Origin of the sequence: Paenibacillus sp. PL91, assembly GCF_012935325.2 — a bacterium.
GTDB lineage: Bacteria > Bacillota > Bacilli > Paenibacillales > Paenibacillaceae > Pristimantibacillus.
In genome coordinates this window covers 59,751-84,691 of sequence record NZ_JABBYG020000005.1, presented here as the reverse complement: position 1 = coordinate 84,691, position 24,941 = coordinate 59,751, and the positions used below count along the sequence as shown (strand labels likewise).

Here is a 24,941-nt window from a genome sequence, read left to right as displayed (position 1 = left end):
ATCCTACGATGTGATGCCTTATAGATACTAACCTAAAGGAGCTGTGCGACTTTGAAAATTGCACAAATATCGACTAATACCATTACAGTCCCTCCTAAAGACTATGGCGGCACGCAGCGTGACGTACATTATCTAACCGAGGAACTGGTTCGTCGCGGACATGAAGTCATCTTGTTCGCCAAGAAAGGCTCTACAGCGAAATCTACTCAAACCTTTGAATATCCATCCAATGATCGCAAGAAACAGCTCGATTTTATAATAAAGAACCTCCCAGACGACGTCGATTTCATTCATGATCATTACGGTATTGTAGCCAAAGCCAACCCGCCCATCCCTACCATTCGGAACTCCCATTCAAAGGGTGTCGACGGCGTGCAAATCCCGATCTATGTAAGTAAAACGATTTTGAGAAAATACGGTAAAAACAAAGGCTATTACGTGCACAACGGCATCCGGGTTGAAGATTATCAATTTCAAAAGGAGAAAAGCGATTATCTGTTATTTTTGGGCCGGCTAATCGAGCAAAAAGGCGTCCATCTCGCGATCAAGATCGCACAGAAAACCGGAAAAAAATTGATCATTGCAGGTCCTTTATATGATAGAAAATATTTTAATTCAAAAATTAAACCTCATTTAAATAAAAAAATTCGCTATGTGGGGGCAGTCGGCGGGAGCAAGAAACAAGAACTGCTGGCAGGTGCAAGCTGCGTGCTGTTTACTTCCACCTGGGATGAGCCGTTTGGCCTTGTTCTTATCGAGGCGCTCGCAAGCGGCACGCCCGTCCTTGGCTTCAAGAAAGGCGCCGTACCGGAGGTTCTAAAGGGGCTGCCGCAGCTGCTTTGCAGAAATACCAAGGGGATGATCTCAAAAATCCGACACCTAAAAAAGCTGCCCTCCGCCTATACATGCCGGCGATACGTAAGAACTCACTTCTCTGACAGCGTCATGACCGACAACTTTCTCAAGCTCTACAAAAAAATTATTAAAAGCAAAAAATACAAGCTTGTGAAAAATTCTTTATGGAATAGGCGCAAGGCGAAGGCCAATAACGAAATCGAGGAGCTGAGCTAAATGGTAACCATTATTGCATGCACGATGAGAAACGCGTATATGGATAACGTGTTCGCCAACTATGACCGGCAAACATGGAAGGACAAACAAATGATTATTATTTTGAACAAAAACAATATGGATCTTCAAGCTTGGAAAGAAAGAGCAAACCAGTATCCCAACAACGAAGTGAGGGTTTATAAGCTGCCGCAGAAATATAAGCTGGGCAAATGCTTGAACTATGCCATCTCCATGGCAAAGGAAGGCATTATAGCCAAGTTTGATGACGATGACTACTATGCTCCAAAATATTTAAGAGAGTCTGTCAGGGCGTTGAAGAAAGGAAAAGCAAACATTATCGGCAAGCATACCTCCTATCTTTACTTTGAAGAGAAAAAAGCGCTTATGGTTTTCCGTAGAGGAGGAGAGAAGAAGTATCAAAGATCCATTAAGGGAGGAACGCTTCTCTTTAAAAAATCGGTATGGAGAAGAGTGAAATTTCCTGAGCACAAGCTGGTAGGCACCGACTCTGGATGGACTGGCAGATGCAGAAGAAGAGGGTTTAAAATCTATTCCGTCTCCAAAAAGCACTACGTCTGCATAAGACGAAAAAATATTGGCTCGCATACGCAAAAAAAGAGCACAAAAAGATATATGTCCCATTGCAAGCTAGTCCGTTATACCCGTCACTTTGCAAAGTATATTTCTTAGTCTACTCATTCGTTTGCCTTGCTGCATGCCATAGTCTGCCAAGCAATGCCCAACAAATGAAAAGTCCGTGTCATGCGCGGAACAGCTTTCATATTCTAAGATGAAATGCTTGTAGATTCTAAACTAAGGGAGCTGTGCGATTTTGAAGATAGCACAAATATCAACCAATACGATACCAGTTCCACCAAAAGATTACGGAGGCACGCAGCGGGAGGTTCATTATCTTACCGAAGAGCTCGTTCGGCGCGGACATAAAGTCATTTTGTTCGCGAAAAAAGGCTCCACAGCCCGCTCTACCCAAACCTTCGAATATCCGTCCAATGACCGGAATGAGCAGCTCGCATTTATAAAAAAAAATCTCCCCAGCGATGTCGATTTCATTCATGATCATTACGGCATCGTAGCCAAATCCAACCCTCCCATTCCAACCATACGAAGCTCGCATTCCAAGGGCGTATCCGGCGTGCAAATCCCTGTATATGTGAGCAATACGATTTTGCGAAAATACGGTAAAAATATAGGCTACTATGTGCATAACGGCATTCGGGTTAAAGATTACCGATTTCGAAAAAAGAAAAAGGGCTATCTGCTATTTCTAGGCCGGATCATCAGGCAAAAAGGCGTTCATCATGCAGTCGAGGTTGCTAAAAAAACCGGAAAAGACCTTATACTGGCAGGCCCCATAAATGATCAAAAATATTTTAATGCTAAAATTAAGCCTCACTTGAACAAACACATTCGCTATATAGGGCCAGTTGGCGGCAGCAAGAAGATGGATCTGCTGTCTCGTGCAAGCTGCGTGCTCTTTACGTCCACTTGGGATGAGCCATTTGGTCTCGTTCTGATTGAAGCGCTCGCCAGCGGAACTCCTGTGCTCGGCTTCAAGAAAGGCGGCGCCGTACCGGAAGTGCTGCACGGATTGCCGCAGCTGCTTTGCAGCAATACGAAGGATATGGTAAAAAAAGTCCAGAATCGATCAAAGTTCCCTTCAGCCCGCGCTTGCAGAAGCTATGTCAAAAAAAATTTCTCCGACCGCTCCATGACTGACAAGTTTTTAAAGCTGTACAAAAAAATTATAAACGAGAAGAAATATAAAATAATGAAAAATTCCGTTTGGCATAAACAAAAATCCAAACGTCTAGGCAAGGGGCTGAAATAAGTGGTAACCATTATCGCATGCACGATGAGATCCTCTTATATGGATAATGTATTCGCCAACTATAATCGGCAGGATGTGCAGGACAAAGAGATGATTATTGTTTTGAATAAGGATGACATGGATATCAAGCTGTGGAAGGAACGGGCGAGCCAGTACCCCAATAACCAAGTTAGGGTCTATAAGCTTCCGCAAAAGTATATGCTGGGCAAATGTTTAAACTTTGCCATCGCCAGAGCGAAGAACGGAATAATTACTAAGTTTGATGACGATGATTATTACGGCCCAAACTATTTAAGGGAATCCATACAAGCGCTTAGGGCAGGCAAAGCCAGCATCGTCGGCAAAACCACCTCCTATCTCTATTTTGAGGAAACAAAAGCACTCATGGTGTTCCGTGCCGGAAGCGAGCGGTCGTATCAAAGGTCCATTAAGGGAGGAACGCTGCTTTTCAAAAAATCGGTATGGAGAAAAGTGAAGTTTCCTGAGAATAGAGCGGTGGGCACCGATTCGGAGTGGACTTTCAGGTGCAGAAAAAAAGGATACAAAATTTACTCTGTGTCCAAAAAGAATTATGTTTGCGTCAGAAGAAAAAATGTTGAATCTCACACACAAAAGAACAGCACCAAAATATATATGGATTATTGCAAGCTGGTCCGTTATACGACTGACTTTACAAAATTCATTTCTTAATCTAACCGCATAAGGCAGTTACGGGGGAGGGTGCTCGATAGATGTGGAGCATGGCGAATGAAGGCGTATCTATTATAACCTCGACCATTCGGCCGGAGCATATCCATCATATTTTTCTTAATTTTGCCCGCCAGACGTGGAATAAGAAAGAGCTCATTATTATTGTCAACAAAAACAGCATTTCATTAAACCCTTATAAGCAGAAGGCGCTGCAATATTCAAATGTCAGCGTCTATCGCGCCGACCAGCAAAAAAACTTGGGGGCTTGTCTCAATTATGGCGTTTCCAAAGCCAAATACAATTATATCGCCAAATTTGACGATGACGACTATTACTCGCCTTATTATCTATCTGAAGCTATGCATCTGTTCGCAAGCTCAAAAGCGGATGTCGTCGGCAAGCGCTCCTGTTATTTCTTTTTTCCCCATAGATCCAAGCTATTGCTTCGCAAAACGTCGGTCCCTCCCTTCAATCGATGTAAAAAAATCGCCGGAGCGACGATCATGTTCCACAGAAGAGTGTTCGAGAAGGTTCAATTTGCCAAAAATGTGCATCAAGGCACCGACGTTAGATTTGTTCGCGCTTGTTTAAACAACGGATATCGGTTGTACACAACCACTCCTTATAATTTTGTAGCCTACCGCAGAGTCAATAACCTTTCACATACGTGGAAAGTAACTGACAAGCAATTGCTGACAGACAAAAACGCCAGCATAATCCGTACGAGCGACTTCAAGCCGTATATTATAAAATCGCTGAATAAGCTGAACAAGCAGCATATGCTCCCTGCTCGTTTTAAATACAAAAGCTTGCCCGCTTCGCAGTCTTGAATGCTGATAAACGAATACAATAAGTATCAATGACATGACAAAACGAGCCTTAGAAGCGATTCTAAAGCTCGTTTTTATTTTATATTCACGCGTCATTTAAATGCTAAATGATCGGCGCTTTTTACGATGCGAATATCTTTTTTTATGACCTAGCCTTCTTTTTCTGGCCTGTGCTTCTAACTTGCTTCTCGGATGCCGAATCGGTACGGGAGGTACGCCTTCGCTTTTTTGCACTCCTGTAAAATAAGCGTTCGATAGCGAGAACGGGTTTTCTATTTCGGGATTTTCGTAGTAATAGCGGCGGAATATTTCTTTCGTTTGATCCGTAATTGTTTCGCCGCTTGAGAAAATGCTGTAGCTCCAAGGCACGTTGCTCATCGCTTGCTGCTTCATTCCTATTAACTCATTGCTATATTCATGGAATAAACTTCCGTACAGCTCTCCTCTATCTGAATCGATCCAAGAGGTTGCCGGTAAAAAATCACTAGATAAAAGAAGGGAGCGCAGAGGCTGATTATCTATCGTATAAGCATGAGGCGAAGCTTGATGCACATTCCATCTTTCCATTATATTACCTGGAGTCACGAGGTATCCCGAATGCCGCAGCGCATACACATCCTCGAAGAGCGTATGCGTAAGATCAAGCCATGCTTGATCCGCATACCTTTTATGGCTATCGTCATAATAACAGTAGTTTTCGCTTAGCCTGCTCCACCACGCTACAAAGCGCTCGGCAGCAGGGTGACGTTTTAACGCTAGAAATCCCGAATGGTAAATGCCTCTTTGGCGAGTGCTGGACAACCAATCCAGATCCAATGATTCCAGGCGAATGACATTGCCTATTAAAATAATAGGATGATTCTCGGCAATGGCGGATAGCTCCTCAAGTGGCGATATAACCTTTGTTTCCGCATCCATATAGACCATTAATGGCTCTTGCGTATATTTGTCATACATGTATTTCATTAATGGCGCCCTGCAAGCCCGCACTGCTTCCTGTGCCGTATATTGAAAAAAGAACTTTTGCATGTCAGGGTACGTAACCAAATCTCTTATCAGAACAACCTCGTCAAAATAAGGGCATATGAGCGCTTCGCTTGGCATCGCACTTTCGATTATTCCTACTACGACCTTGCAATCTCGCATTTGGTTTTTGGCTGATTTAGCCAATATCATCGCGCTGGGCAGGAGACTGGCACTAGAAACCGTTCCAATGATCATGCTGCTCCACCCCGTTTAAACAGTTGTAGTCGATTGTCATTCACGGTTGTTCAACCATCTCCTCTCTTGTCATATACTATGTTTGACTAGTTTCATAAGCAACATATACGAGTCTAGATTTATATAAAAAAGAATTGGAATATAGAAATAGATTTCAAATAAAAAGGCTCAAGAACAGTAGTCCTCGAGCCATTGATTGTCCTTGTATTTTATTAGAATTAATCGTAGATCATCCGTCTGTCCTTTATGCTTCTGGTCTCCATGTTCTTGTCATCTGACTTAGCTGGGAATATCCGCTCTGCCATCGCATTAAACTCTGCAATGAAGCCTTGAATCGGATGTCCGAGCTTGACGTCGTTCATATAAGCATTCATTCGACCCACAAAATCCGGATTAGCGGAGACGTATACATGCTCAACGCCAGGCTTTAAACGTCTAACCTCTTTTGCGATTTCATCCTTAATTTGATTAGTAAGCATATGATGTCCCGTAGATAAGCTGCTCATTCGTCTGCTGATCCTTGCGCCCTCTTGGCCCATATAACCGCTATTTGTACGGCTCATCATTTTGGATTCAACCTTAGGCTGATCCTCATCTAACGAGACAGCGACATATGCATTATGATCGGTCAGCAACACGTAAGCGGATTTCACTGCACCCATATCCGTAATCTTCTTTGCGATTGCCTCGCTCATTTCCATTCGATAATTTTTATGCGAGCCAATGACGTTATTGCTGTTGAGCCTGCGTCCGTTCACGCGGTTCATTTCATTCATTTGATCATGGGCAAACCGTTTATCCTTTAATAAATTGCCATTTGCATCATATCTTATGCTGTTTGAGCGGATGTTCTTATTCCCAAGGTCACCTTGTTTTTCCATGCAGCCAGAAAGCAATGTGCTTAGCAACAAGCCTGCAGTCAAAGCAGCGATTTGTTTGCGCATTTAGCCACCCTCCATCTTTTTAAATTAGGCCTCGAACCTTTTCTTATCGTTTGTCTTTTCCGTACGCGCTATTCATCTCATTGACAAAGACGAAGGGATAAAGTAAATTAGTATCAACTACTAGTACTTGGTACTAATCATGAGAGGAAGTGCTCCGTATGAACACAACACAAAATGCTGCCATTCATTCGAATGCCGTTATTACCGCTATCGGCTCGTACGTTCCTGAACGAATATTAACAAATGCTGATTTGGAGAAGCTAGTGGAGACGAGCGACGAATGGATCATGCAGCGAACCGGCATCAAGGAGCGTCATATTGCCGCAGACAACCAATTTACTAGCGATCTTTGCTTTGCCGCTATCCGTAACATGATGGAACGCTACGACGTTAGCGTTACCGACGTCGATTACATTATTGTAGCTACGTCAACGCCAGATGCCGTGTTTCCGAGCGTAGCGTCGCAGGTGCAGTCTCATTTCGGCATCACGAGCGCAGGAGCAGCCGATATACAAGCTGCATGCGCAGGCTTTGCCGCCGCCATACAATTGGCCAACGGCTTGCTGCTTTCTCGGGCACATCGCAAAATTTTAGTAATAGGAGCGGAAACGCTGTCCAAAATTACCGATTACACCGATCGTACGACTTGTATTTTGTTTGGCGACGGAGCAGGCGCATTCCTCATAGAAGCGTCTGAGGACGGACATGGCGATGTTGCTGCCGTGTATAATAAGACCGACGGTACCCGCGGCCATCTGCTTTACCGCAGCAGCTTAGCTTCTGCAATCGGGGAGCATGACATTCATACGAACGGGTATATTGTGCAAAATGGCCGGGAAGTCTATCGCTGGGCAGTCAGCCATGTAGCGGAAGGAGTTCAGCAGCTTCTAGAGCGCAGCGGCCATTCCGCAGCCGATATCGATTGGTTCATTCCCCACAGCGCAAATATGCGAATCATCGAATCTCTTTGCGAGCGGACCGGCTTCTTGCTAAGCCAGACGTTATCCAGCATTAACCTTTACGGTAACACCTCAGCAGCTTCTATACCGCTTGCTATCGACGAAGCCGTCAAAGCAGGTACTGTGAAGCCAGGCCAGCTCATGCTCCTGTATGGCTTTGGTGGAGGCCTTACGCAAGCCGGCGTCATCCTTCGGTGGTCCCTGTAAAATAAAAAAGAAGCCCTATAGTCAATCGTACTGCGCGACACGGCAGCGATTGATTATAGGGTTTCTATTCATTAAGTCCGCTTCTCATAGGCGGCCTGATGTCCGTCTTCAAATCCTTTGGCGAACCCGGTATTATAGCCGATATTAAAGGTTTGCCCAAACTCTGCTTGCTCGTTCTCCTTCTGTGAAAACCGCTTCCTAAGCAGCGGCTTGCGGCGATGGAGCGTCTTTTTTACAATCGAATTTCTCCGGCTCGTTCGCTTGCGCGATCCCTTCGGACTGTCCTTCGAGCTCGGGGCGGCTTTCCGCTTATTTTTCAGCAACGGCTTCTCCCCCTGACCATTGAACGCCATAAATTGGCAGCTTAGGCTGAAGCCACGGCTTCGTTGGAGTTCCCTTTCGCTTCACCCTTCTGCGCCATGCAAGGCCTGTAACCGCCTCTGCAATCGTTTCCTGCAAACCGGTAAGCGATCGTACATTATCCCGAAGAAGCTTAGCCGTATCTTGTGAGCTGCCCGTCACATCGGCCACGCACTCCAAAATACGGGCAAGCGCTTGTTGGCTTCTTGCAAGCGAAGCAAGAAGGTCCGCTCTTGCCTCACGTTCCGTCCTAACGCTGCTCATTGGTTTTTGTTACCGAATGAGATGCCATTGCCAAGCGAAGGCATTGATTCCCCATACCCCTCGGATTCTTCTTCCTCCTGCTGCAGTACAGCCTTCATTATGGATACAATACCATGATTCACCTTGGCGATCCCATCGATTGCCTCAATGACCTGATCATGCATCTGCAGTGACTGATCCAGCTGCGCTTGCTGCGAGTTGAAATTATCGCTATGCAAGTGGTTGCAGATCCAGGATCGCGTTTTTTCGGCCTCCAACGCTTTGGCTTCCAGCATTATCGCTATATTTTTTTGTATACTAGCCGTTGAGCTTAGCATTCGCAAATATGCATGTTCGCGATTCATCTCAAGCAAAGCCTCCTTATAAGCTCATCATTCTTCATCCGCTTCATTTAGCTCACGTATCACGAAAGTAAGCTGCTCAGCAATCGTTTCCTCAAAATCCGCGATGCTATTTAAATAAGCGATGATATTCTGCCCCACCGCCTGCGCACTTTCCAGCACACCGGATACTCCGCTGAAATTCGGATATTCGTTCGGAAGCGACTGTACGACTTCTGAAATCCGAACCGTCACATGACGTTCTGACTCGAGGATTAGAGCCAGCTGTTCATTGGTATGAGCCATATGGTGTATGATCTCCGTAACTCTTTTGTGCATGGAACTCTCCCTCCTTGCTTCTATAACATATGCGTCCCCCGCATCGGTGGTACTCGATTGCAGGCTACAAAGCTTGAAGCAGCTTTATAGGCGCAATTATTGGCAGACCATCCGGGATGGCGCTTAACTCCGCCTCAGACAGCTTCGTTTGCTGATGTGCGTCGAGGCCCCAGCCTTCGGCAGCAAGCCTGCTTATAATGGCGCGTTTTTTGCCGTTTTCTAGGTAATAGCTGCTCCCATTCGTACCCTCGCACAACATGCCATCTCGCAGCGCCACATGATCTTTTGCACGGTTTGAGCTTTTAAAAGCAGACAATGCTTCCGCAGGAATCGGCTCGCCCATTGCCCAGCGCCATAAGTCAAGCTGCGACAAGCGAATAGCCGTCTCCTCCCATATTCCGTCGATTGGTCTTCTAACGCTATTCTCAATCCAATAAATCGTCTCGCCAAGTCCTTTCACAGCCAAATGCTGCGGGTAAAAGGCAGACTCCCCAAGCCGCTGGCAGCTTGCAGTCTCCAGCTCTTGAAGCCATTTGCACTGCCTATATGCAGACGCTTCCATATCTAAAATGACAGGATCTATCCCGCTCCACTTATTTGCAAAATAGAGACTCGAATCATGATGCGCTTTTTCAATCGAACGAAGAGCTGCTCTCTCTTCCTCCTGCTCCGCTAGATGAACATATGCATCTCTAGCATAAACGAGCGAAAAGCCTTGCAATCTCACTCGCAAGCCATAGTCATCCGCATAAAACGGCTTCTCTTGGCAGCCTTCATCCAAATAGCCAACCCTCTCCAGGAGCTCGCGCCGAAACAACATGCAGCCGTCCGTAAGTCGCTCGGCTTGATGCCACTTGGACGAGTCGCTTTTATTGTTGATTCTTGCAGATTCATACTTATCTTCCAAATCGTCGAGGGGCAGCTCCATGTGCTGCTTTCCGCTCAGTCCCTTAGATACGGGTCCTACTATCCCTATATTTGCATCGCTGTTCAAACATAGAAGTAAATTTTCAAGCCAGTTTTCGGTAGGCTGAATATGATTGTCCAGCAGCAAAATTGTCGTTCCTTTGGCCATCATAAAGCCTATGTTCGCTGCGCCAGTAAAACCGATTGATTCTGATAGAATCCGATATCTCACTTGGCCATCCAATTGACTTAAATAACGCTCGATGCCATCCGCAGAGTTATTATCAATAACGATGATTTCATAGGGAAGATCGGTATGATCCATTATGCCTTCGATACATGCTTTTACCGATTCAACCTCATTTTCACTCGGAATGATAATGCTAGTGCCTTCGAAAAAGGTACCATAGCTTTCTATACCAGCCTGCAGTCCTTGCTGATAGCCTTGACTTATGCCCAGCTTATACCTCTCCAATCGTTTCTCCGTGTTATTGCGCAAGCCGGCATTGCTGTTGAGACGTCGAAACGGCCTTTTTTTGCGTCTCATCGGTAATCTCTCCAATCCATCATATGATTGTTCGGTTCAACATCATATCGTATGTAGAGAAGCTATATCCGCAACGGCAAGCGTACAGCTTATGCAGAAATGACTTCAATAGTTTCCGTTTGCGCTAAAAATAAAACAGCTGTCCCTTGGGTCTTTTCAGACCTTGCGGGACAGCATGCTTCTTGCATCTATTATGCTTTGCCAATCGCAATCCAGTTGATGCTGCCTCTAGGCTCGTGACTGATGCGTGTACGGATGATGATGATAGCTGCTTTATCTGCCGCTTTTGAATGAACAACCGCATAACAAGCCGGATTGTCAGTCGTCACCGTTATAACGTACCGATTGTCCGCGAACGGCTCCTCGAATGGAATAATCAGCTCGACTTGCTCCGCTTGAATATCAAAGCTGTAGGGCGCAAGCCCGAATTGCTGCTTAACGACACCTCCGCCTGAGGTCGTAATAATCGGCGTAAATCGCAAGGCTGAGAGCTCAATCGACTGCTCCTGTATATGCCTGCCAGCTATGGTTCCATCAGCAACATGCTCCGATTGTATCGTTGCTAAGCCCAGCGAGTACTCCGGCAGAAGCCCGGCTGCAAGCTTATCCGCCGTAATGCTCCCCGGTGCTATCTGCTCCGTTCCTACGCTTCCTACTGCGAGCTTCGACGAGGTCACGCCGCCTGCTGACAGCTGCTCCGTCCCCACACTGCCAAGGGCCAGCTTCGACGAGGTCACGCTTCCGTTAATCAGATGCTCCTCGCCTACGCTGCCAAGGGCCAACTTCGATGATGTGACGCTTTCCGCAGCTAGATGCTCTGGTCCTATGCTGGCAGGTGCTATCTTCGATGATGTGACGCTTTCGGCTGATAAATGCTCCGTTTCTACACTGCCAAGTGCCAGTTGCACAGTCGTAACGCTTTCGGCTAATAGATGCTCCGTTCCTACGCTGCCAAGCGCTAGCTTCGACGAAGTTACGCTCCCCGTTGAAAGCTGCTCTGTTCCTACGCTGCCGAGCGCGATTTTCGATGTCGTTACGCTGCCTTCTGACAGCTGCTCCGTTCCTACGCTGCCGAGTGCTAGCTTCGATGTCGTTATGCTGCCCGTGGACAACAGCTGCGTCCCTATGATTCCGAATGCCAGCTTCGACGCCGTTACGCTTCCTTCAGCGAGCTGTTCCGTTCCTACGCTGCCAAGCGCCAGCTTCGACGAGGTTACGCTCCCTGTAAACAGCTGCTCTGTCCCTACGCTGCCTAGCGCCAGCTTCGACGTCGTTATGCTTCCTGTTGAAAGCTGCTCCGTTCCTACGCTGCCTGGCGCAAGCCTCGACGAGGTCACGCTGCCTGGCGCAAGCCTCGACGATGTTACACTGCCTGGCGCCAGTTGTTCTGTACCTACGCTCTCGATGGCAAGCTTCTTTTCCGTTACGCTGTTATCCGTTAATTGCTCCGTTCCTACGCTTGCTTGCGCCAGCTTGGAGATCGTTACGCTGTCTGCTGCCAAATGCGCCGCTTCCACACTGCCTAGCGCTAGCTTCTCGGCTGTTACGCTGGCATCCTTTAACTGCTCCGTTCCTACGCTTTCTTCCGCCAGATTTGTGAACGTTACGCTGCCTGCTGCCAAATGCTCCGCTTCCACACTGCCCGGCGCTAACTTGGATGACGTTATGCTGTCATCCTTTAATTGCACCGTTCCAACGCTGGCTACTGCTAGCTTCGAGAACGTTACGCTGCCTGCTGCCAAATGCTCCGCTTCCACACTGCCCGGTGCTAGCTTCTCGGCTGTTACACTGGCATCCTTTAATTGCTCCGTTCCTACGCTTTCTTCCGCCAGCTTTGAGTACGTTACGCTGCCTGCTGCCAAATGCTCCGCTTCCACACTGCCCGGCGCCAGCTTGGATGACGTTACGCTATCATCCTTTAATTGCCCCCTTCCAACGCTGGCTTCCGCTAGCTTCGAGAACGTTACACTTCCTTCTGCCAAATGCTCCGCTTCCACACTGCTAGGCGCTAGCTTGGATGACGTTACGCTGTCATCCGTTAATTGCTCCGTTCCTACGCTTGCTTCCGCTAGCTTCGAGATCGTTACGCTGCCTGCTGCCAAATGCTCCGCTTCCACAGTGCCCGGCGCCAGCTTGGATGACGTTACGCTGTCATCCGTTAATTGCTCCGTTCCTACGCTTGCTTCCGCCAGCTTCGAGATCGTTACACTGCCTGCTGCCAAATGCTCCGCTTCCACACTGCCCGGCGCTAGCTTGGATGACGTTACGCTATCATCAATTAATTGCTCCGTTCCTACGCTTGCTTCCGCCAGCTTCGAGATCGTTACGCTGCCTGCTGCCAAATGCTCCGCTTCCACGCTGCCTAACGCTAGCTTTCTTGCTGTTACGCTGGTATCGATTAATTGCTCCGTTCCTACGCTTTCTTTCGCCAGCTTTAAGATCGTTACGCTGCCTGCTGCCAAATGCTCCGCTTCCACGCTGCCCGGCGCAAGCTTCGATGACGTTACGCTGTCATCCGTTAATTGCTTCGTCCCTACGCTTGATTTCGCCAGCTTTGAGATCGTTACACTGCCTGCTGCCAAATGCTTCTCTTCCACACTGCCCAGCGCTAGCTTCTCGGCTGTTACGCCGTCATCCTTTAATTGATCCGTTCCAACGCTTGCTTCCGCCAGCTTGGAGATCGTTACGCTGCCTGCTGCCAAATGCTCCGCTTCCACACTGCCTAGCGCTAGCTTTGCTGACGTTACGCTATTTTCAGCTAATTGCTCCGTCCCTACGCTTGCTTCCGCCAGCTTCGAGACCGTTACGCTGCCTGCTGCCAAATGCTCCGCTTCCACACTGCCCGGCACTAGCTTTGCTGACGTTACGCTAGTATCAGCTAGTTGCTCCGTTCCAACGCTTGCTTCCGCCAGCTTCGAGACCGTTACGCTGCCTGCTGCCAAATGCTCCGCTTCCACACTGCCCGACACTAGCTTTGCTGACGTTACGCTAGTATCAGCTAGTTGCTCCGTTCCAACGCTTGCTTCCGCCAGCTTGGAGATCGTTACGCTGCCTGCTGCCAAATGCTCGGCTTCTACACTGTCCAGCGCGAGTTTAGATGACGTTACGCTGCCCGCTGACAGCTGATCCGCTCCTACGCTGCCTTCCGCAAGCTTCGATGTTGTTACGCTGCCTGCTGACAGCTGATCCGCGCCTACGCTGCCAAATGCCAGCTTCGACGATGTAACGCTGCCCTCCGCAAGCTGCTCTTCCCCAACTGCGCCTGGTGCGATCTGCTTCGTGCCGATTGCATCAGCCGCAAGCTTCTCACGCGTTACGGCACCGTCATTCAACTGCTCCGTTCTAACGCTATTAACCGATAACTGCTTGCTGCCGACCGTCCCTTGCTTAAGCTTGCTTCCGTGTATCGTTTCATCGGCTATTTTATCGAAAGCCAGCACATCGCTGGCCAAATGGGCTAGCGTTATCGTGCCTTTGCGAATGTGATAGCCTTGAATCGTATCCGACTTCAAATGCTTGCCTGCCAGCGACTCAAGCTGAACATGCTCGCTTGCTACCGAATCCTGCGCGATCTTTGCTCTTGTTACCGATTCATCCTGAAGCGCTTGCTCACCAATGCTGGCTTTTGTCAAATGAACGGCATACACCGATTCCGGTTGAAGCGCCTTGGCGCCAATCGATAGAGGGGCTATTTTCCCCGAGGTAACCGCACCATCCGTAATATGATCCGGACCGACTGCTCCGCTGCCAAGCACATCTGCGCCTACAGAGCCCTTTTGGAGCTGTGCAGCACCAACACTTCCCTCAGTAAGCTTATCGGACGTAATCGAATCATTAGCCAAATGAGCGCCATGCACGCTGCCTTCCCCAAGGTGAATGCCGAGCACGGATGCGCCCCCCAAATGACGGCTCAGCACTGCTTCGTCAGCGATCTGCTTCGACTGCACTGCGCCAAAGGCAAGCTTAGCAGCAGTAACGGCGCCATCCTGCAGCGAATCATGCCCAATGGATTGATCGGCAAGATGGCTAGCTCCAATTGCCCTGGCTTCAATATGGGCCGAGCGAATCGAGTCGGGCTGGATATGCTGCGATGACACCGATTTAATCGCAAGATGGCTGGACAATACGGCATGAGGCGCAAGCTTGGCGCTCGTTACGCTGCCGTCGGCAAGCTTCTCGGAGGAGACGCTTAGGTCCGTCAGCTTATCGGTAGTGACCGACTCCGGCGAAAGCTTGAGCGAGTTCACGACATGATCGGCTAAATGATGAGAGAACACGGCACCTGGCGCGATATAACGCTCGGATACGGCACCATGCGCCAGCTTGCTGCTAGTTACCGAGCCGTCCAGCAGCTTCGCATTATCGACGGAATCAGTCGCGAGGTGGCGTCCTTCAATAATAGCCGGCTTTAGATGCTCGCCGTCGACTGCTTCCTTACTAATCGCTTCACCCTTTACGGAGCCCGCCGAAAAATGGTATGATCTCAGCGCTTCCGGCGAGAGCTTCTGGAAGGTTACAATCTCATCCTGCAAATGCCGCGATTCAACCGAGCTGTTCGCAAGAATGGAACCGTCGACAGCATCCACTGTCAGCTTGCTCCGTGAAACCGATTCGTTCGCCAGCTGTGACATTCCCACAGCCTCAAAGCCGATATGCTCTTCTCTAACCGCTTGAGATGCGAGCTTATCCTCGTTGATGATACCGTTCTGCAAATGTTCTCTTAAGATGGCGTTTGGATAGATATGCTTTGTTGTGATCGACTTTGCCGATATATGGGATTGCAGTATTTGATTATCGGCTATTTTGTCGGAGATGATGCTTCTATTTCCCAAATGCCGGCTTTGCACCGAATCATTGGCCAGCTTCTGGGCGTTCACGCTTTGATCCGAAAGCTTCGATTGCGTAATCGAATGATCGACAAGCTTCATCGTGGAGACCGATTGATCCGCCAGCTTCGTCGTATTGACAGACTGATCAGCGAGATGCTCGCTTGTAATTTGTCCGTTTCCGATGTGCGTGCTCAGAATAGACGCTGCTTGAAGGTGGGATGAAGACACCGATTCGTCCGCCAATTGTTCGGCTTTGACTGCTTTTGTTCCCAGCTCCCTTGTTCCGACTGCGCCCTCTGCCAGATGCTCTGCCATGATTTCGCCTGGGGCCAAATGCTTTCCCAGAATGATGCCAACCGAAACATGCTCAGCAAGCAGTGCGCCAGGCTTCAAATGCTCGGAGTCAATCGATTCCGCTGCAATTTTCTCGCTTGTTACGGCTGCATCCCGAAGCTTGGAGTGCGTTACAGCTCCTTCGGCCAGCTTTGAATTATTAACACTTTCATTTGCCAAATTTTCCGGACGGATTGCTCCGCTTTTAATTTTATCGGCTGTTACCGACTGGTCAGCCAGCAGCTCTGATGTAATGAGAAACGGCTTCAAGTGCTTGGATTCAATGGAGCCTTCTGCAATTTTATCCGTGCTGATCATGCGGTCTGCCAGCTTCTCGGGCGTGATGCTCCCGCTTTGAAGCTTGCTTCCTGAGATGGAATAATCCAATAATTTATCACCGGATATCGAATGGTTCACCAGATGATCGCCTGTAATCGATTCGCTTGCGATTTTGGACGAAATAACGGCTCCATCCTCCAGATGAATGCTCTGAACGGAATAATCAGCAAGCGAGCTTGCGTGCACGCTACCTGTTGCCAGCTTGCTGTTGTCAATTGCGCCAGGTGCGATTTTCTCAGCCGTAACGGCTAGATCGACCAAGTCATCTGTATAAATAAAAGCGGGTGGACCTTCTGGCTCCTTTTTCTCCTCTATCCTCTCCTGCTTCTCTTCCCATGTGATCTCTTGAATCTGCTCGACAAGCTCTTCGGTTTCTTCGTTCTCCGCTTGCTCGATCGTTGCGAGTTCAGCTTCAACTGCATCAACAGCATCAACAGCATCAACAGCATCATCTTGATCAAGAACAGGAGCAACGGCATTAATCGTTGCTTTTAGTTCCCTCTCCTCCGCTGCTTTTTGTTCCTTTTCCTCTGCAGCCTTCAAAGATGCCTTGGCTGCCTCTAACGCAGCGGCTTTCTTTTTATTCAATTCATCCAGCCACTTTAACTCGGAAGTATGCGGATTATCAACATAAAAAAGCGGCTTTCGCCCCTTCGGGCTTTTCCCTTTATTGCTTTTTGTCATAGTCCTCTCCTTCTTCCACCAGAAATGTCATAGGTAATATATGCACATACCTATGGGCTGGCTACTAGGAGCGAAGACAAATATGTATGCCTGGCTAAGACGCATGCAAAAAAACCGAGGAGGCATGATGCTCTCCGCGGTTTTCTCAAGCTCGTATTCCATTATTTTGATTTTGACAATAAATAAAGGAAATAGGGAGCTCCGATAACGGCAACCACAATTCCTGTCGGAATTTCATTGGGCTGGAATGCCCATCTGGCTAGCGTATCCGCTACGATAACGAGCAATGCCCCAACGAATGCTGAAGCCGGAAGCAACACCTGATGCTGCGGTCCGACTAACCTTCTTGCCAAATGCGGAGCAATTAGCCCAACGAAGCCAATGCCTCCGCCTACCGCAACGCAAGAGCCTGCAAGCCCTACGGATGCCGCAAGCAGCCAAGCTCTCTCCTTATTTACCTGCGCACCGAGGCCTACCGCCAATTGGTCTCCAAGGTTTAAAGCGTTTAACGCTTTCGCTTTATATTGCACAAATGGCAAAATAATGATCAGCCATGGCAGAAGCGCCATTACGTACTTCCAATTCGTTCCCCAAATGCTTCCCGCCATCCATACGGCAAAAAACTGGTATTTCTCAGGCGTAAGACGCAAAATTAATATTTGCATCGCAGCGGCGATGCCTGCCGCTACGGCGATTCCGACAAGTATCATCCGGGTTGGCAACAATCCCCGATGCCGCTTATACGAAAGCACGAAAATGAGCAATGCCGTGAGCGAAGCACCGATCAATGCCAGAAATGGCATCAAAAAGATAGATCCCTTCTCCGTCGTCGGATAGAAGGAGATAAACAAAATAACGGCAAGCCCAGCACCCGCGTTAATGCCGAGAAGCCCTGGATCAGCAAGCGGATTACGCGATAAGCCTTGGATAATACAACCCGATACGGCGAATCCCGCTCCGATCAGGATGGAAATGACTATTCTCGGCAACCGGAAATCAAATAAAATGAGCTCCTGCTTGTCCGTACCCGCCCCAAATAACGTTTTGAATACGTCGAGCGGCGCAAGCCGGATGTAGCCCGTATTCATGCTGATGATAAAGGATAGGATGATAAGCGCGCCAAGCACCGACATCACGAGGATGGCACGTTTTCTTCTGCGCTGCTCCGTTGCAGTAATGAATGATGTAGACACTATTATTCCCCCTTCATTCTAGTTACGAGATAAAGGAAGAATGGAACGCCGAGTACTGCGATAATGATGCCGATTGCCACTTCCTGGGGCGGATTAACCAAACGCCCGCCAATATCTGCAAGAACCATGAGCAGGCTGCCTAGAACAGCCGAGCACGGGATAATCCATCTGTAGTCTACGCCTACGAGGAAGCGTGAAATGTGAGGAATGATTAGTCCGACAAAGCCGATCGAGCCGACAGCAGAAACAGCCGTACCGGCGAGCAGCAAGACGATAATGACGCCCCCCGCCTTCACCCAGCCTGTTCTTTGGCCAAGCCCTGCAGCAACATCATCGCCCAAGCTTAACAACGTGATTGATCGGGATAACGCAATAGCGCCAAGCAAGCCTCCGATCACCCATGGGGAAATGATTTGAATTTGCACCCATTTTGTTCCGGCTACGCCGCCAGCGTACCAGAAAGCCAGATCTTGGCCGATTTTAAAGTAGAGTGCGATGCCTTCCGTAATGGCAAGCAGCAGGGCGCCTACGGCTGCCCCTGCTAACGTAAGTCTAACAGGCGTTAAGCCGCCCTTCGCCAGCGAACCGATGCCATATACAAGTCCCATTGAGAGAGCAGCGCCGGCAAAGCATATAAACATAAGCGCTAAGTAGGATACCGATGGAAAAAAAGCGAAGCACAGCGCCAGCATGAAGCCTGCGCCGGCATTGATCCCGAGCAGGCTCGAATCGGCCAGCGGGTTGCGGGTCATCCCCTGCATGACAGAGCCTGCGACTGCAAATGCTGCGCCGACAAGGGCAGCCGCCAGCGCGCGCGGCATCCGAAGCTCTTTAATGATTTGATGCTGTATCTCATCCGCATTAAAGTGGAATACAGCTTCCCATACGGTGGACAGGCTAATGTCCGCCGCTCCAACCGAGATCGATAAAGCCAGCGACAAGATAAGAGCAGCAATGCCCCCGAACAAAATAATGGTGGCCACCAGCGGCCGCGTGCGCAGCTTTGTGCTTGCCGGCGCTTTCGCATTTAATGGAGAAGACATCATCTAACTACCCTTCTATATGTATACTTTGATTGAACATATGGCTCGCATGCACCATTCACGGCTCGCTTCATTAAGAAAGATCTATTTTTGGACATAAAAAAAATCCGCTACATTGATAACGATTCTCGTTTTCAATATAGCAGATTATTTATTACTTTTCAATGAGATAATTTAGTCAATTTGGTCTGATCACGCTTCAGGCACGGACCCTTCCTCTGCTTGCAGGAGCCGTAAAGCGCTGTGGAGCAAATCGGCTGATGGACAGCCTCGCCTTCTTTTCCTCCAGCAAATCCGCGACGACGAGCGCCGTAATCGGACTCAGCAATATGCCATTGCGATAATGGCCGGCTGCCATAATGACCTCCGTCGTTCCTTCGATTTGGCCAAGCAGCGGCAGACCGTCTCGAGTTGCAGGGCGGAGGCCTGCCCAGCTATGCGCAGTCTGCCTGCCTTCAAGAAAGGGAAACAGCTGATTGCTGCTGCGGATCAAGCGGCCAATTCCCCGCTCCGTCACGCTTGTTGCAAACCCGGCGACATCCTCGGAAGCGCCGCATACGAGCCGCGCGTTCCGTTTGCCGACCCAATAAGCCTGACTTGCGAACACCATATGGCGCACTTCGTCAGCCTGATGCTCATAAGAGCATATTTGCCCGCGAATCGGATGAACCGGAATGCTGAGACCGAACCACCGCTCATAAGCGCCTGACCAAGCTCCTGCGCACACGACTAGCCGATCGGCGTGAACGAGACTCGCTAATCCTTGTGCTCGAACCGTTACTCCTCCGCTAGTGTGAATAAGCACCTCTTCAATTTCACCGGCATGCGCATGAACGGCCACTCCCAGCTTGCGGCACGCTGCAGCAAGCGCCGAGACCAGCTTCGGTGCGTAAACGTGGCTCTCTTGCGGCGTAAATACGCCAGCAACCGCCGAATGCGACACCATAGGCTCCAGCTTCCGAAGCTGCGCCGCATCGAGGAGCTGAGCTCTAGCGCCCCAATCATTTTGCCACTGTAATCTAGACGCAATAGGAAGCGCGTCCGCTTCGTGCATGAACACGTTTATGCTTCCGCTTTGGACCCATTCTACAGGCATGCCTGACAGCTCCTCGACTGCCCTTATCCACTCCGGATAGCTGCGAAGACTGCTTAAGCACAAATGAAAGAAGTCATCCGGCTGCTCCGTATTTTCCGAGTAGGGGGCAAGCATGCCCGCAGCCGCGCCCGACGCTTGGCCGCCCAGCTCGCTAGGCTCAATAAGCGTTACATGCATCCCTCTTCTTGCTGCTTCGAACGCACAGGACAAACCGATGATGCCGCCGCCGAGTATGATAACGGATTGCGGCATTACTGCTCGCCTCCGCTGCCGAGGCTGCCCGCTGTCTCAAATAAGCTGCCTGCCCACTCGCTGCTTGCTGACGCGTAGCGTTTCTTCGGAATGCGGCCGGCAAGCCTCGCTAATCGGCCTGCTTCTATCGCTAACCGGAATGCGCGTGCCATCATGACCGGGTCCTGCGCCTTGGCGATGGGCGTATTGGCCAATATGCCGTCAGCACCAAGCTCCATCGCTTCCGCCGCATCCTTTGCGGAGCCGATGCCCGCATCAATGATGACGGGGACGCTCGACTGCTCGGCAATAAGACCCAAATTGTAAGGATTCAGCAGTCCAAGGCCGGTTCCGATTGGCGAACCGCCTGGCATAATTGCCGAAGCCCCTGCTTGTTCTAGCCTTCGGCATAGAATAGGATCGTCTGAGGTATATGGCAGCACGATAAAGCCTTCATTCGCGAGCTGCTCCGTGGCGCGCAGCGTTTCTACCGGATCAGGCAGCAGCGTGCGGTGGTCGCCGCTGATTTCTACCTTGATCCAATTTCCAAGACCGGCCTCACGTGCCAATCTCGCAATCCGCACAGCCTCCTCGGCCGTTCTTGCACCTGATGTATTGGGCAAATATTTGAGAGCCCTGTCCTCGAAGTGCTGCAGCACCGAATCGTCCTCCACGCTTTCAAGGTTGACCCGTCTTACCGCGAATGTAATCACCTCAGAGCCCGATGCTTCTAGCGCCTGCTGAAGCACTGCGGGACTTGGAAATCGCCCCGTACCGAACAGAAAGCGAGACCTCAGTGTATGTCCGCCAATAACTAGCGGATCATTATCTATCCATTGATCCAACTTGGCTCAGCCCCCTCCAACAAAATGTACTAGCTCTATGGAATCGCCGTCCTGCAGCTCGGTTTCTGCCCAGAGCGCGCGCTGCACGATTACGCCATTCAGCTCAATGACAAGCTTCTTGTTTTGCTGTCCTAGCTGAGCTACCAGCTCCTCGACCGTTTTGGCGCTCGTCTGCTCCTTGCGTCCATTGATGAGCAGCGTTTTCTGCTCAAGATTTTGTCCCTTAACCAGCTCACCGCCCGTTTCATTCAGCCGCTCCATGAAGGCTCGGCAGACGCTTGCCGGATCTGCATGGCCTACGATAGCGGAGACGGCACATATCCGCTTTGCTCCAGCAGCAAGCACGGTATCCACATTGCCTAGGGTAATCCCGCCTATTGCTACAAATGGGATCGTGATGTGCCGAGCTGCCTCTGTTACATAGCTAGTGGTGACAGCGGCGCGGCCTGGCTTTGTATCGGTTGGAAACACTGGCCCGACGCCAATATAATCAGCTCCATCGCGCACGGCCGTTAATGCCTGCTGCAAGCTATGCGTCGAAATGCCGATGATGCGATCTGGTCCGAGCAATGCTCTCGCCTCCGCAATAGGCATATCCTCTTGCCCTAAGTGGACGCCGTCGGCATCCGTTTCCAGTACGATATCCGGGTAATCGTTGATAATGAAAGGAACGTTATATTTTCGCGTCAAATGGCGCAGCGCCCTGGCTTGCTCCAGCACTTCGTCCCTTGTTCCCGTCTTATTGCGTAGCTGTATGATCTGCGCCCCGCCAATCAGTGCCTGCTCCATGACATCCACGACGGATTTTCCGGGATGATTGTTTTCCGCCGTGATGGCGTAAAGCCGAAAATCGCGCCATTTAGGTCTACTCATTAATCATGCACGCCTCTCTATCGCCAAAATCATTTCTTTTTTAACTATAAAAATAGTGTCTGCAAAGCCTAATGGCATGCTCGGCATCCGCCGTTCCTTGCACGAGCACCCGCCCGTCTGGGAAGAAGATTAGCTGCTCGCCGCTTTGGAGCGCTGCCTTCACTAAATAGCGATTAACCGTCAGCTTACAGCCCTGCTCCACTAATGATTTCTCTAATTCCGCCAACTGGAGCGGCTTGCCTAACGTCACCTGTACCGTATCTCTCCCGCATAACACGGCAGAGCTAATGACATCCTCATCCTGCATGGCCGTTTCCAAAATGGGCTTAGCTGGCCTTGGCGGCTCTACTCCACTGCCGCAATATGGACAGTGGGCGCTTCCGGATGGCAGCTTCGATTCCCGGAGCCTGAACGACCATAAATCGACGCTTAGCCAGGTTTGGCGTATGGCTTCTTGATTGCCGGACAGCCACTTGATCGCTTCAGCCGCTTGCAGTGAAGCTACAAATTCAACAGCTGGCGCAAGTACGCCAACCGTATCGCAGGTATCTACCTCGTGCTCCGAATCCTCCGCGCCGATCAAGCAGCGCAAGCATGAGGTTGCACCCGGAATAAGCGCTGCCTGCATGCCCTGCGCTCCTGCTACGCCGCCATATACAAACGGAATGTGCTGCTTAAAGCAAAGATCGCTAAGCAGCAGCCTCGTCGCAGCATTGTCTGTACCATCCAGCACGAGATGAACGCCGCTTGCCAGCGCGGCAGCATTCGCTGCGTTCACATCCGCCACAGTGGCGACGAGGCTCACGCTGCTGTTGATTTGCCGCAGCTTATTGGCAGCGGCAACAGCCTTTGGCAGCACGGCGAGTGCGTCCGCTTCATCGAACAGCATTTGCCGCTGCAAATTGCTGGGCTCGACGAAATCTCGATCGGCTAGCCTAACCTCGCCTACCCCCGCCCGAACCATATGCTGTGCAAGCGATGCGCCAAGCGCGCCGACGCCGACAATGAGAACCGACGACTTGGCCAGCTTGCGCTGACCATCCTCGCCGATTGCTGCAAATCTGGTTTGCCTCGAATAACGGTCCGAAAAAATCGGCTCGGCAGCATTAGCCATAAATCATGCTCCCTGCCGCCTTGAACGCCTCCGACTTCTCCTTCATTCCCGCTTCAATCGCTTCAGTCGTTTCCATCCCGTTTTGCGCAGCGTACTCCCTTATGTCTTGGGTAATTCTCATGCTGCAAAACTTAGGGCCGCACATCGAACAGAAATGAGCGGATTTGGCCGCATCTGCCGGAAGCGTCTCATCGTGGTACGCCATCGCGCGCTCGGGATCAAGCGAGAGATGGAACTGATCGCGCCAGCGAAATTCGAATCGCGCCTTGGACAAGGCGTCGTCGCGCAGCTTCGCTCTCGGATGCCCCTTCGCCAGATCGGCAGCATGAGCCGCGATTTTATACGTAATAACGCCTTCCTTCACATCCTCTTTATTCGGAAGCCCCAGATGCTCCTTCGGCGTTACGTAGCACAGCATGGCTGTACCGAACCATCCGATCATTGCAGCACCGATTGCCGACGTAATATGGTCATAGCCAGGCGCAATATCGGTCGTAAGCGGCCCTAGCGTATAGAAAGGAGCTTCATCGCAAACCTCTAATTGGCGATCCATATTTTCTTTGATCAGATGCATCGGTACATGTCCCGGACCTTCGATCATCACCTGCACGTCATGCTTCCAAGCGATTTTCGTCAGCTCGCCCAGCGTATCCAACTCGGCAAACTGCGCGGCATCGTTCGCATCGGCGATTGAGCCTGGTCTCAGCCCATCCCCAAGCGAGAACGACACATCATAGGCCTTCATAATTTCGCAAATCTCTTCAAAATGTGTATACAGAAAGTTTTCTTTATGGTGTGCAAGGCACCATGCCGCCATGATCGATCCGCCGCGCGAGACGATGCCCGTAACGCGCTTAGCGGTGAGCGGGATGTAACGCAGCAGCACGCCCGCATGAATCGTAAAGTAATCGACGCCCTGCTCCGCTTGCTCGATTAGCGTGTCGCGGAATACTTCCCAGCTAAGATCCTCCGCTTTGCCGTTTACTTTCTCCAGCGCTTGATAGATCGGCACCGTTCCAACCGGAACCGGTGAATTGCGGACGATCCACTCCCGCGTCGTATGTATGTTTTTGCCCGTAGACAAATCCATAATCGTATCGGCTCCCCAACGGGTCGCCCATGTCATCTTCTCCACTTCCTCCTCGATCGAGGAAGCAACTGCGGAATTGCCAATATTGGCATTGATCTTCACGTGAAAATGACGGCCTATGATCATCGGCTCGCTCTCCGGATGATTGATGTTCGTCGGGATGATCGCGCGCCCCGCTGCGATCTCGCTGCGAACAAACTCAGCATCCATCCCCTCGCGAATCGCGATATATTCCATCTCTGAAGTAATGATGCCTTTGCGGGCGTAATGAAGCTGCGTAACATTTTGGCCGGCTTTCGCCCGCAGCGGCTGTCTCACTAGGCCGGGAAACCGCTCCGCCCCCCGCTGTTTTTCCTTATCCTCCGTCAAAAACCCATTGTCCTCCGGCTTTATTTCACGGCCGTCATAGTGCTCCACATCGCCGCGCTCATTAATCCATTCGCTGCGAAAGGTCGGCAAGCCACGCCTTACATCAGTTTCAAAGCTCTCATCGGTATAAGGTCCGCTTGCATCATAGACGCGGATCGGCTCGTTCGGCAGCTCCTCGCCATTTCTGCCTGAGCTAGCTTCCAAAGCAATTTCTCTCATTGGCACACGGATGCTCGCTTTCGAGCCGGTGACATACACTTTACGGCTGCCCGGAAGGGGCGTTGTCATAATCGCCATAACAAAAAACCTCCTAATGGAATTTGTAGAATTCCTCCTGGAGGCATACGCGAGCATATAAGAAAGTTTAAAGCACCGCTTACCCACCCACGTATAAT

The 24,941-nt window shown here is 50.1% G+C and carries 21 protein-coding genes; 6 read left to right on the top strand and 15 right to left on the bottom strand.

From position 1 onward, the window contains the following. Positions 1 to 51 precede the first annotated feature (51 nt). The 5 genes from HI950_RS13730 to HI950_RS13710 all read left to right on the top strand — a co-directional run bounded on the left by HI950_RS13730 (position 52) and on the right by HI950_RS13710 (position 4,440). Complete coding sequence (locus HI950_RS13730) at positions 52 to 1,071, top strand: glycosyltransferase family 4 protein (protein WP_169085321.1); 1,020 nt, start codon at positions 52 to 54, stop codon at positions 1,069 to 1,071. Then, a complete protein-coding gene (locus HI950_RS13725; protein WP_169085323.1) occupies positions 1,072 to 1,761 on the top strand; it encodes a glycosyltransferase family 2 protein in 690 nt (229 codons plus the stop codon). Between the two features lie 142 nt (positions 1,762 to 1,903). Further along, on the top strand, positions 1,904 to 2,920 hold the full coding sequence (locus HI950_RS13720) for a glycosyltransferase family 4 protein (protein ID WP_169085325.1): 1,017 nt from the start codon (positions 1,904 to 1,906) through the stop codon (positions 2,918 to 2,920). After that, a complete protein-coding gene (locus HI950_RS13715) occupies positions 2,921 to 3,610 on the top strand; it encodes a glycosyltransferase family 2 protein (RefSeq protein WP_169085327.1) in 690 nt (229 codons plus the stop codon). Between the two features lie 41 nt (positions 3,611 to 3,651). Beyond that, positions 3,652 to 4,440, top strand: coding sequence for a glycosyltransferase (locus HI950_RS13710; protein WP_169085329.1), 789 nt, complete (start codon positions 3,652 to 3,654; stop codon positions 4,438 to 4,440). Between the two features lie 96 nt (positions 4,441 to 4,536). Here HI950_RS13710 and HI950_RS13705 read toward each other — a convergent pair whose 3' ends face one another. Together HI950_RS13705 and HI950_RS13700 are read right to left on the bottom strand one after the other, a co-directional pair. Further along, entirely contained in the window at positions 4,537 to 5,661 is a 1,125-nt protein-coding gene (locus HI950_RS13705; RefSeq protein ID WP_169085331.1) for a hypothetical protein, read from the bottom strand. Between the two features lie 218 nt (positions 5,662 to 5,879). Beyond that, positions 5,880 to 6,605 (bottom strand): YhcN/YlaJ family sporulation lipoprotein, encoded by a 726-nt coding sequence (locus HI950_RS13700; protein ID WP_169085333.1) that lies wholly within the window; start codon positions 6,603 to 6,605, stop codon positions 5,880 to 5,882. 158 nt (positions 6,606 to 6,763) lie between these two features. Between HI950_RS13700 and HI950_RS13695 the strand changes: the two genes are divergently transcribed. Further along, positions 6,764 to 7,771, top strand: a complete 1,008-nt coding sequence (locus HI950_RS13695) for a ketoacyl-ACP synthase III (RefSeq protein WP_169085335.1) — start codon at positions 6,764 to 6,766, stop codon at positions 7,769 to 7,771. Positions 7,772 to 7,842: 71 nt separating this feature from the next. Here HI950_RS13695 and HI950_RS13690 read toward each other — a convergent pair whose 3' ends face one another. The 13 genes from HI950_RS13690 to thiC all read right to left on the bottom strand — a co-directional run bounded on the left by HI950_RS13690 (position 7,843) and on the right by thiC (position 24,843). Further along, positions 7,843 to 8,094 carry a hypothetical protein gene (locus HI950_RS13690; protein ID WP_169085337.1) on the bottom strand — a complete coding sequence of 84 codons (252 nt, stop codon included), beginning with the start codon at positions 8,092 to 8,094 and terminating at the stop codon, positions 7,843 to 7,845. Then, complete coding sequence (locus tag HI950_RS13685) at positions 8,081 to 8,395, bottom strand: hypothetical protein (protein WP_169085339.1); 315 nt, start codon at positions 8,393 to 8,395, stop codon at positions 8,081 to 8,083. Before HI950_RS13685 ends, HI950_RS13690 begins: the two co-directional genes overlap by 14 nt. Then, positions 8,392 to 8,739: an alpha-helical endospore appendage domain-containing protein gene (locus HI950_RS13680; protein WP_169085341.1), complete on the bottom strand. Its 348-nt coding sequence runs from the start codon at positions 8,737 to 8,739 to the stop codon at positions 8,392 to 8,394. The genes HI950_RS13685 and HI950_RS13680 overlap by 4 nt, the downstream gene beginning before the upstream one ends. Before the next feature lie 27 nt (positions 8,740 to 8,766). Further along, positions 8,767 to 9,054, bottom strand: a complete 288-nt coding sequence (locus HI950_RS13675) for a nucleoside-diphosphate sugar epimerase (protein WP_169085343.1) — start codon at positions 9,052 to 9,054, stop codon at positions 8,767 to 8,769. A gap of 64 nt (positions 9,055 to 9,118) precedes the next feature. Continuing rightward, positions 9,119 to 10,507 carry a glycosyltransferase family 2 protein gene (locus HI950_RS13670; protein WP_169085345.1) on the bottom strand — a complete coding sequence of 463 codons (1,389 nt, stop codon included), beginning with the start codon at positions 10,505 to 10,507 and terminating at the stop codon, positions 9,119 to 9,121. A gap of 191 nt (positions 10,508 to 10,698) precedes the next feature. Next, entirely contained in the window at positions 10,699 to 16,692 is a 5,994-nt protein-coding gene (locus tag HI950_RS13665) for a WIAG-tail domain (RefSeq protein WP_169085347.1), read from the bottom strand. Positions 16,693 to 16,853: 161 nt separating this feature from the next. Next, entirely contained in the window at positions 16,854 to 17,825 is a 972-nt protein-coding gene (locus tag HI950_RS13660; protein ID WP_169085524.1) for a FecCD family ABC transporter permease, read from the bottom strand. A gap of 62 nt (positions 17,826 to 17,887) precedes the next feature. Beyond that, a complete protein-coding gene (locus tag HI950_RS13655) occupies positions 17,888 to 18,931 on the bottom strand; it encodes a FecCD family ABC transporter permease (RefSeq protein WP_411268094.1) in 1,044 nt (347 codons plus the stop codon). Between the two features lie 196 nt (positions 18,932 to 19,127). After that, positions 19,128 to 20,276 (bottom strand): glycine oxidase ThiO, encoded by a 1,149-nt coding sequence (thiO, locus tag HI950_RS13650; RefSeq protein WP_169085349.1) that lies wholly within the window; start codon positions 20,274 to 20,276, stop codon positions 19,128 to 19,130. Beyond that, positions 20,276 to 21,100: a thiazole synthase gene (locus HI950_RS13645; protein WP_191296849.1), complete on the bottom strand. Its 825-nt coding sequence runs from the start codon at positions 21,098 to 21,100 to the stop codon at positions 20,276 to 20,278. Before HI950_RS13645 ends, thiO begins: the two co-directional genes overlap by 1 nt. 6 nt (positions 21,101 to 21,106) lie before the next feature. Then, positions 21,107 to 21,973, bottom strand: coding sequence for a thiamine phosphate synthase (thiE, locus tag HI950_RS13640; protein ID WP_169085351.1), 867 nt, complete (start codon positions 21,971 to 21,973; stop codon positions 21,107 to 21,109). A 40-nt stretch (positions 21,974 to 22,013) separates the two neighbouring features. After that, complete coding sequence (locus tag HI950_RS13635) at positions 22,014 to 23,087, bottom strand: ThiF family adenylyltransferase (RefSeq protein WP_169085353.1); 1,074 nt, start codon at positions 23,085 to 23,087, stop codon at positions 22,014 to 22,016. Continuing rightward, positions 23,080 to 24,843 carry a phosphomethylpyrimidine synthase ThiC gene (thiC, locus tag HI950_RS13630; protein WP_191296847.1) on the bottom strand — a complete coding sequence of 588 codons (1,764 nt, stop codon included), beginning with the start codon at positions 24,841 to 24,843 and terminating at the stop codon, positions 23,080 to 23,082. The genes HI950_RS13635 and thiC overlap by 8 nt, the downstream gene beginning before the upstream one ends. Positions 24,844 to 24,941 lie beyond the last annotated feature (98 nt).

Coding starts and splice junctions, on each gene's coding strand:
- HI950_RS13725 (WP_169085323.1), top strand. CDS start 1,072: ATGGTAACCATTATTGCATGCACGATGAGAAACGCGTATATGGATAAC.
- HI950_RS13710 (WP_169085329.1), top strand. CDS start 3,652: ATGTGGAGCATGGCGAATGAAGGCGTATCTATTATAACCTCGACCATT.
- HI950_RS13705 (WP_169085331.1), bottom strand. CDS start 5,661: ATGATCATTGGAACGGTTTCTAGTGCCAGTCTCCTGCCCAGCGCGATG.
- HI950_RS13700 (WP_169085333.1), bottom strand. CDS start 6,605: ATGCGCAAACAAATCGCTGCTTTGACTGCAGGCTTGTTGCTAAGCACA.
- HI950_RS13695 (WP_169085335.1), top strand. CDS start 6,764: ATGAACACAACACAAAATGCTGCCATTCATTCGAATGCCGTTATTACC.
- HI950_RS13685 (WP_169085339.1), bottom strand. CDS start 8,395: ATGAGCAGCGTTAGGACGGAACGTGAGGCAAGAGCGGACCTTCTTGCT.
- HI950_RS13680 (WP_169085341.1), bottom strand. CDS start 8,739: ATGAATCGCGAACATGCATATTTGCGAATGCTAAGCTCAACGGCTAGT.
- HI950_RS13675 (WP_169085343.1), bottom strand. CDS start 9,054: ATGCACAAAAGAGTTACGGAGATCATACACCATATGGCTCATACCAAT.
- HI950_RS13670 (WP_169085345.1), bottom strand. CDS start 10,507: ATGAGACGCAAAAAAAGGCCGTTTCGACGTCTCAACAGCAATGCCGGC.
- HI950_RS13665 (WP_169085347.1), bottom strand. CDS start 16,692: ATGACAAAAAGCAATAAAGGGAAAAGCCCGAAGGGGCGAAAGCCGCTT.
- HI950_RS13660 (WP_169085524.1), bottom strand. CDS start 17,825: ATGTCGGTGCTTGGCGCGCTTATCATCCTATCCTTTATCATCAGCATG.
- HI950_RS13655 (WP_411268094.1), bottom strand. CDS start 18,931: ATGATGTCTTCTCCATTAAATGCGAAAGCGCCGGCAAGCACAAAGCTG.
- thiO (WP_169085349.1), bottom strand. CDS start 20,276: ATGCCGCAATCCGTTATCATACTCGGCGGCGGCATCATCGGTTTGTCC.
- thiE (WP_169085351.1), bottom strand. CDS start 21,973: ATGAGTAGACCTAAATGGCGCGATTTTCGGCTTTACGCCATCACGGCG.
- HI950_RS13635 (WP_169085353.1), bottom strand. CDS start 23,087: ATGGCTAATGCTGCCGAGCCGATTTTTTCGGACCGTTATTCGAGGCAA.
- thiC (WP_191296847.1), bottom strand. CDS start 24,843: ATGGCGATTATGACAACGCCCCTTCCGGGCAGCCGTAAAGTGTATGTC.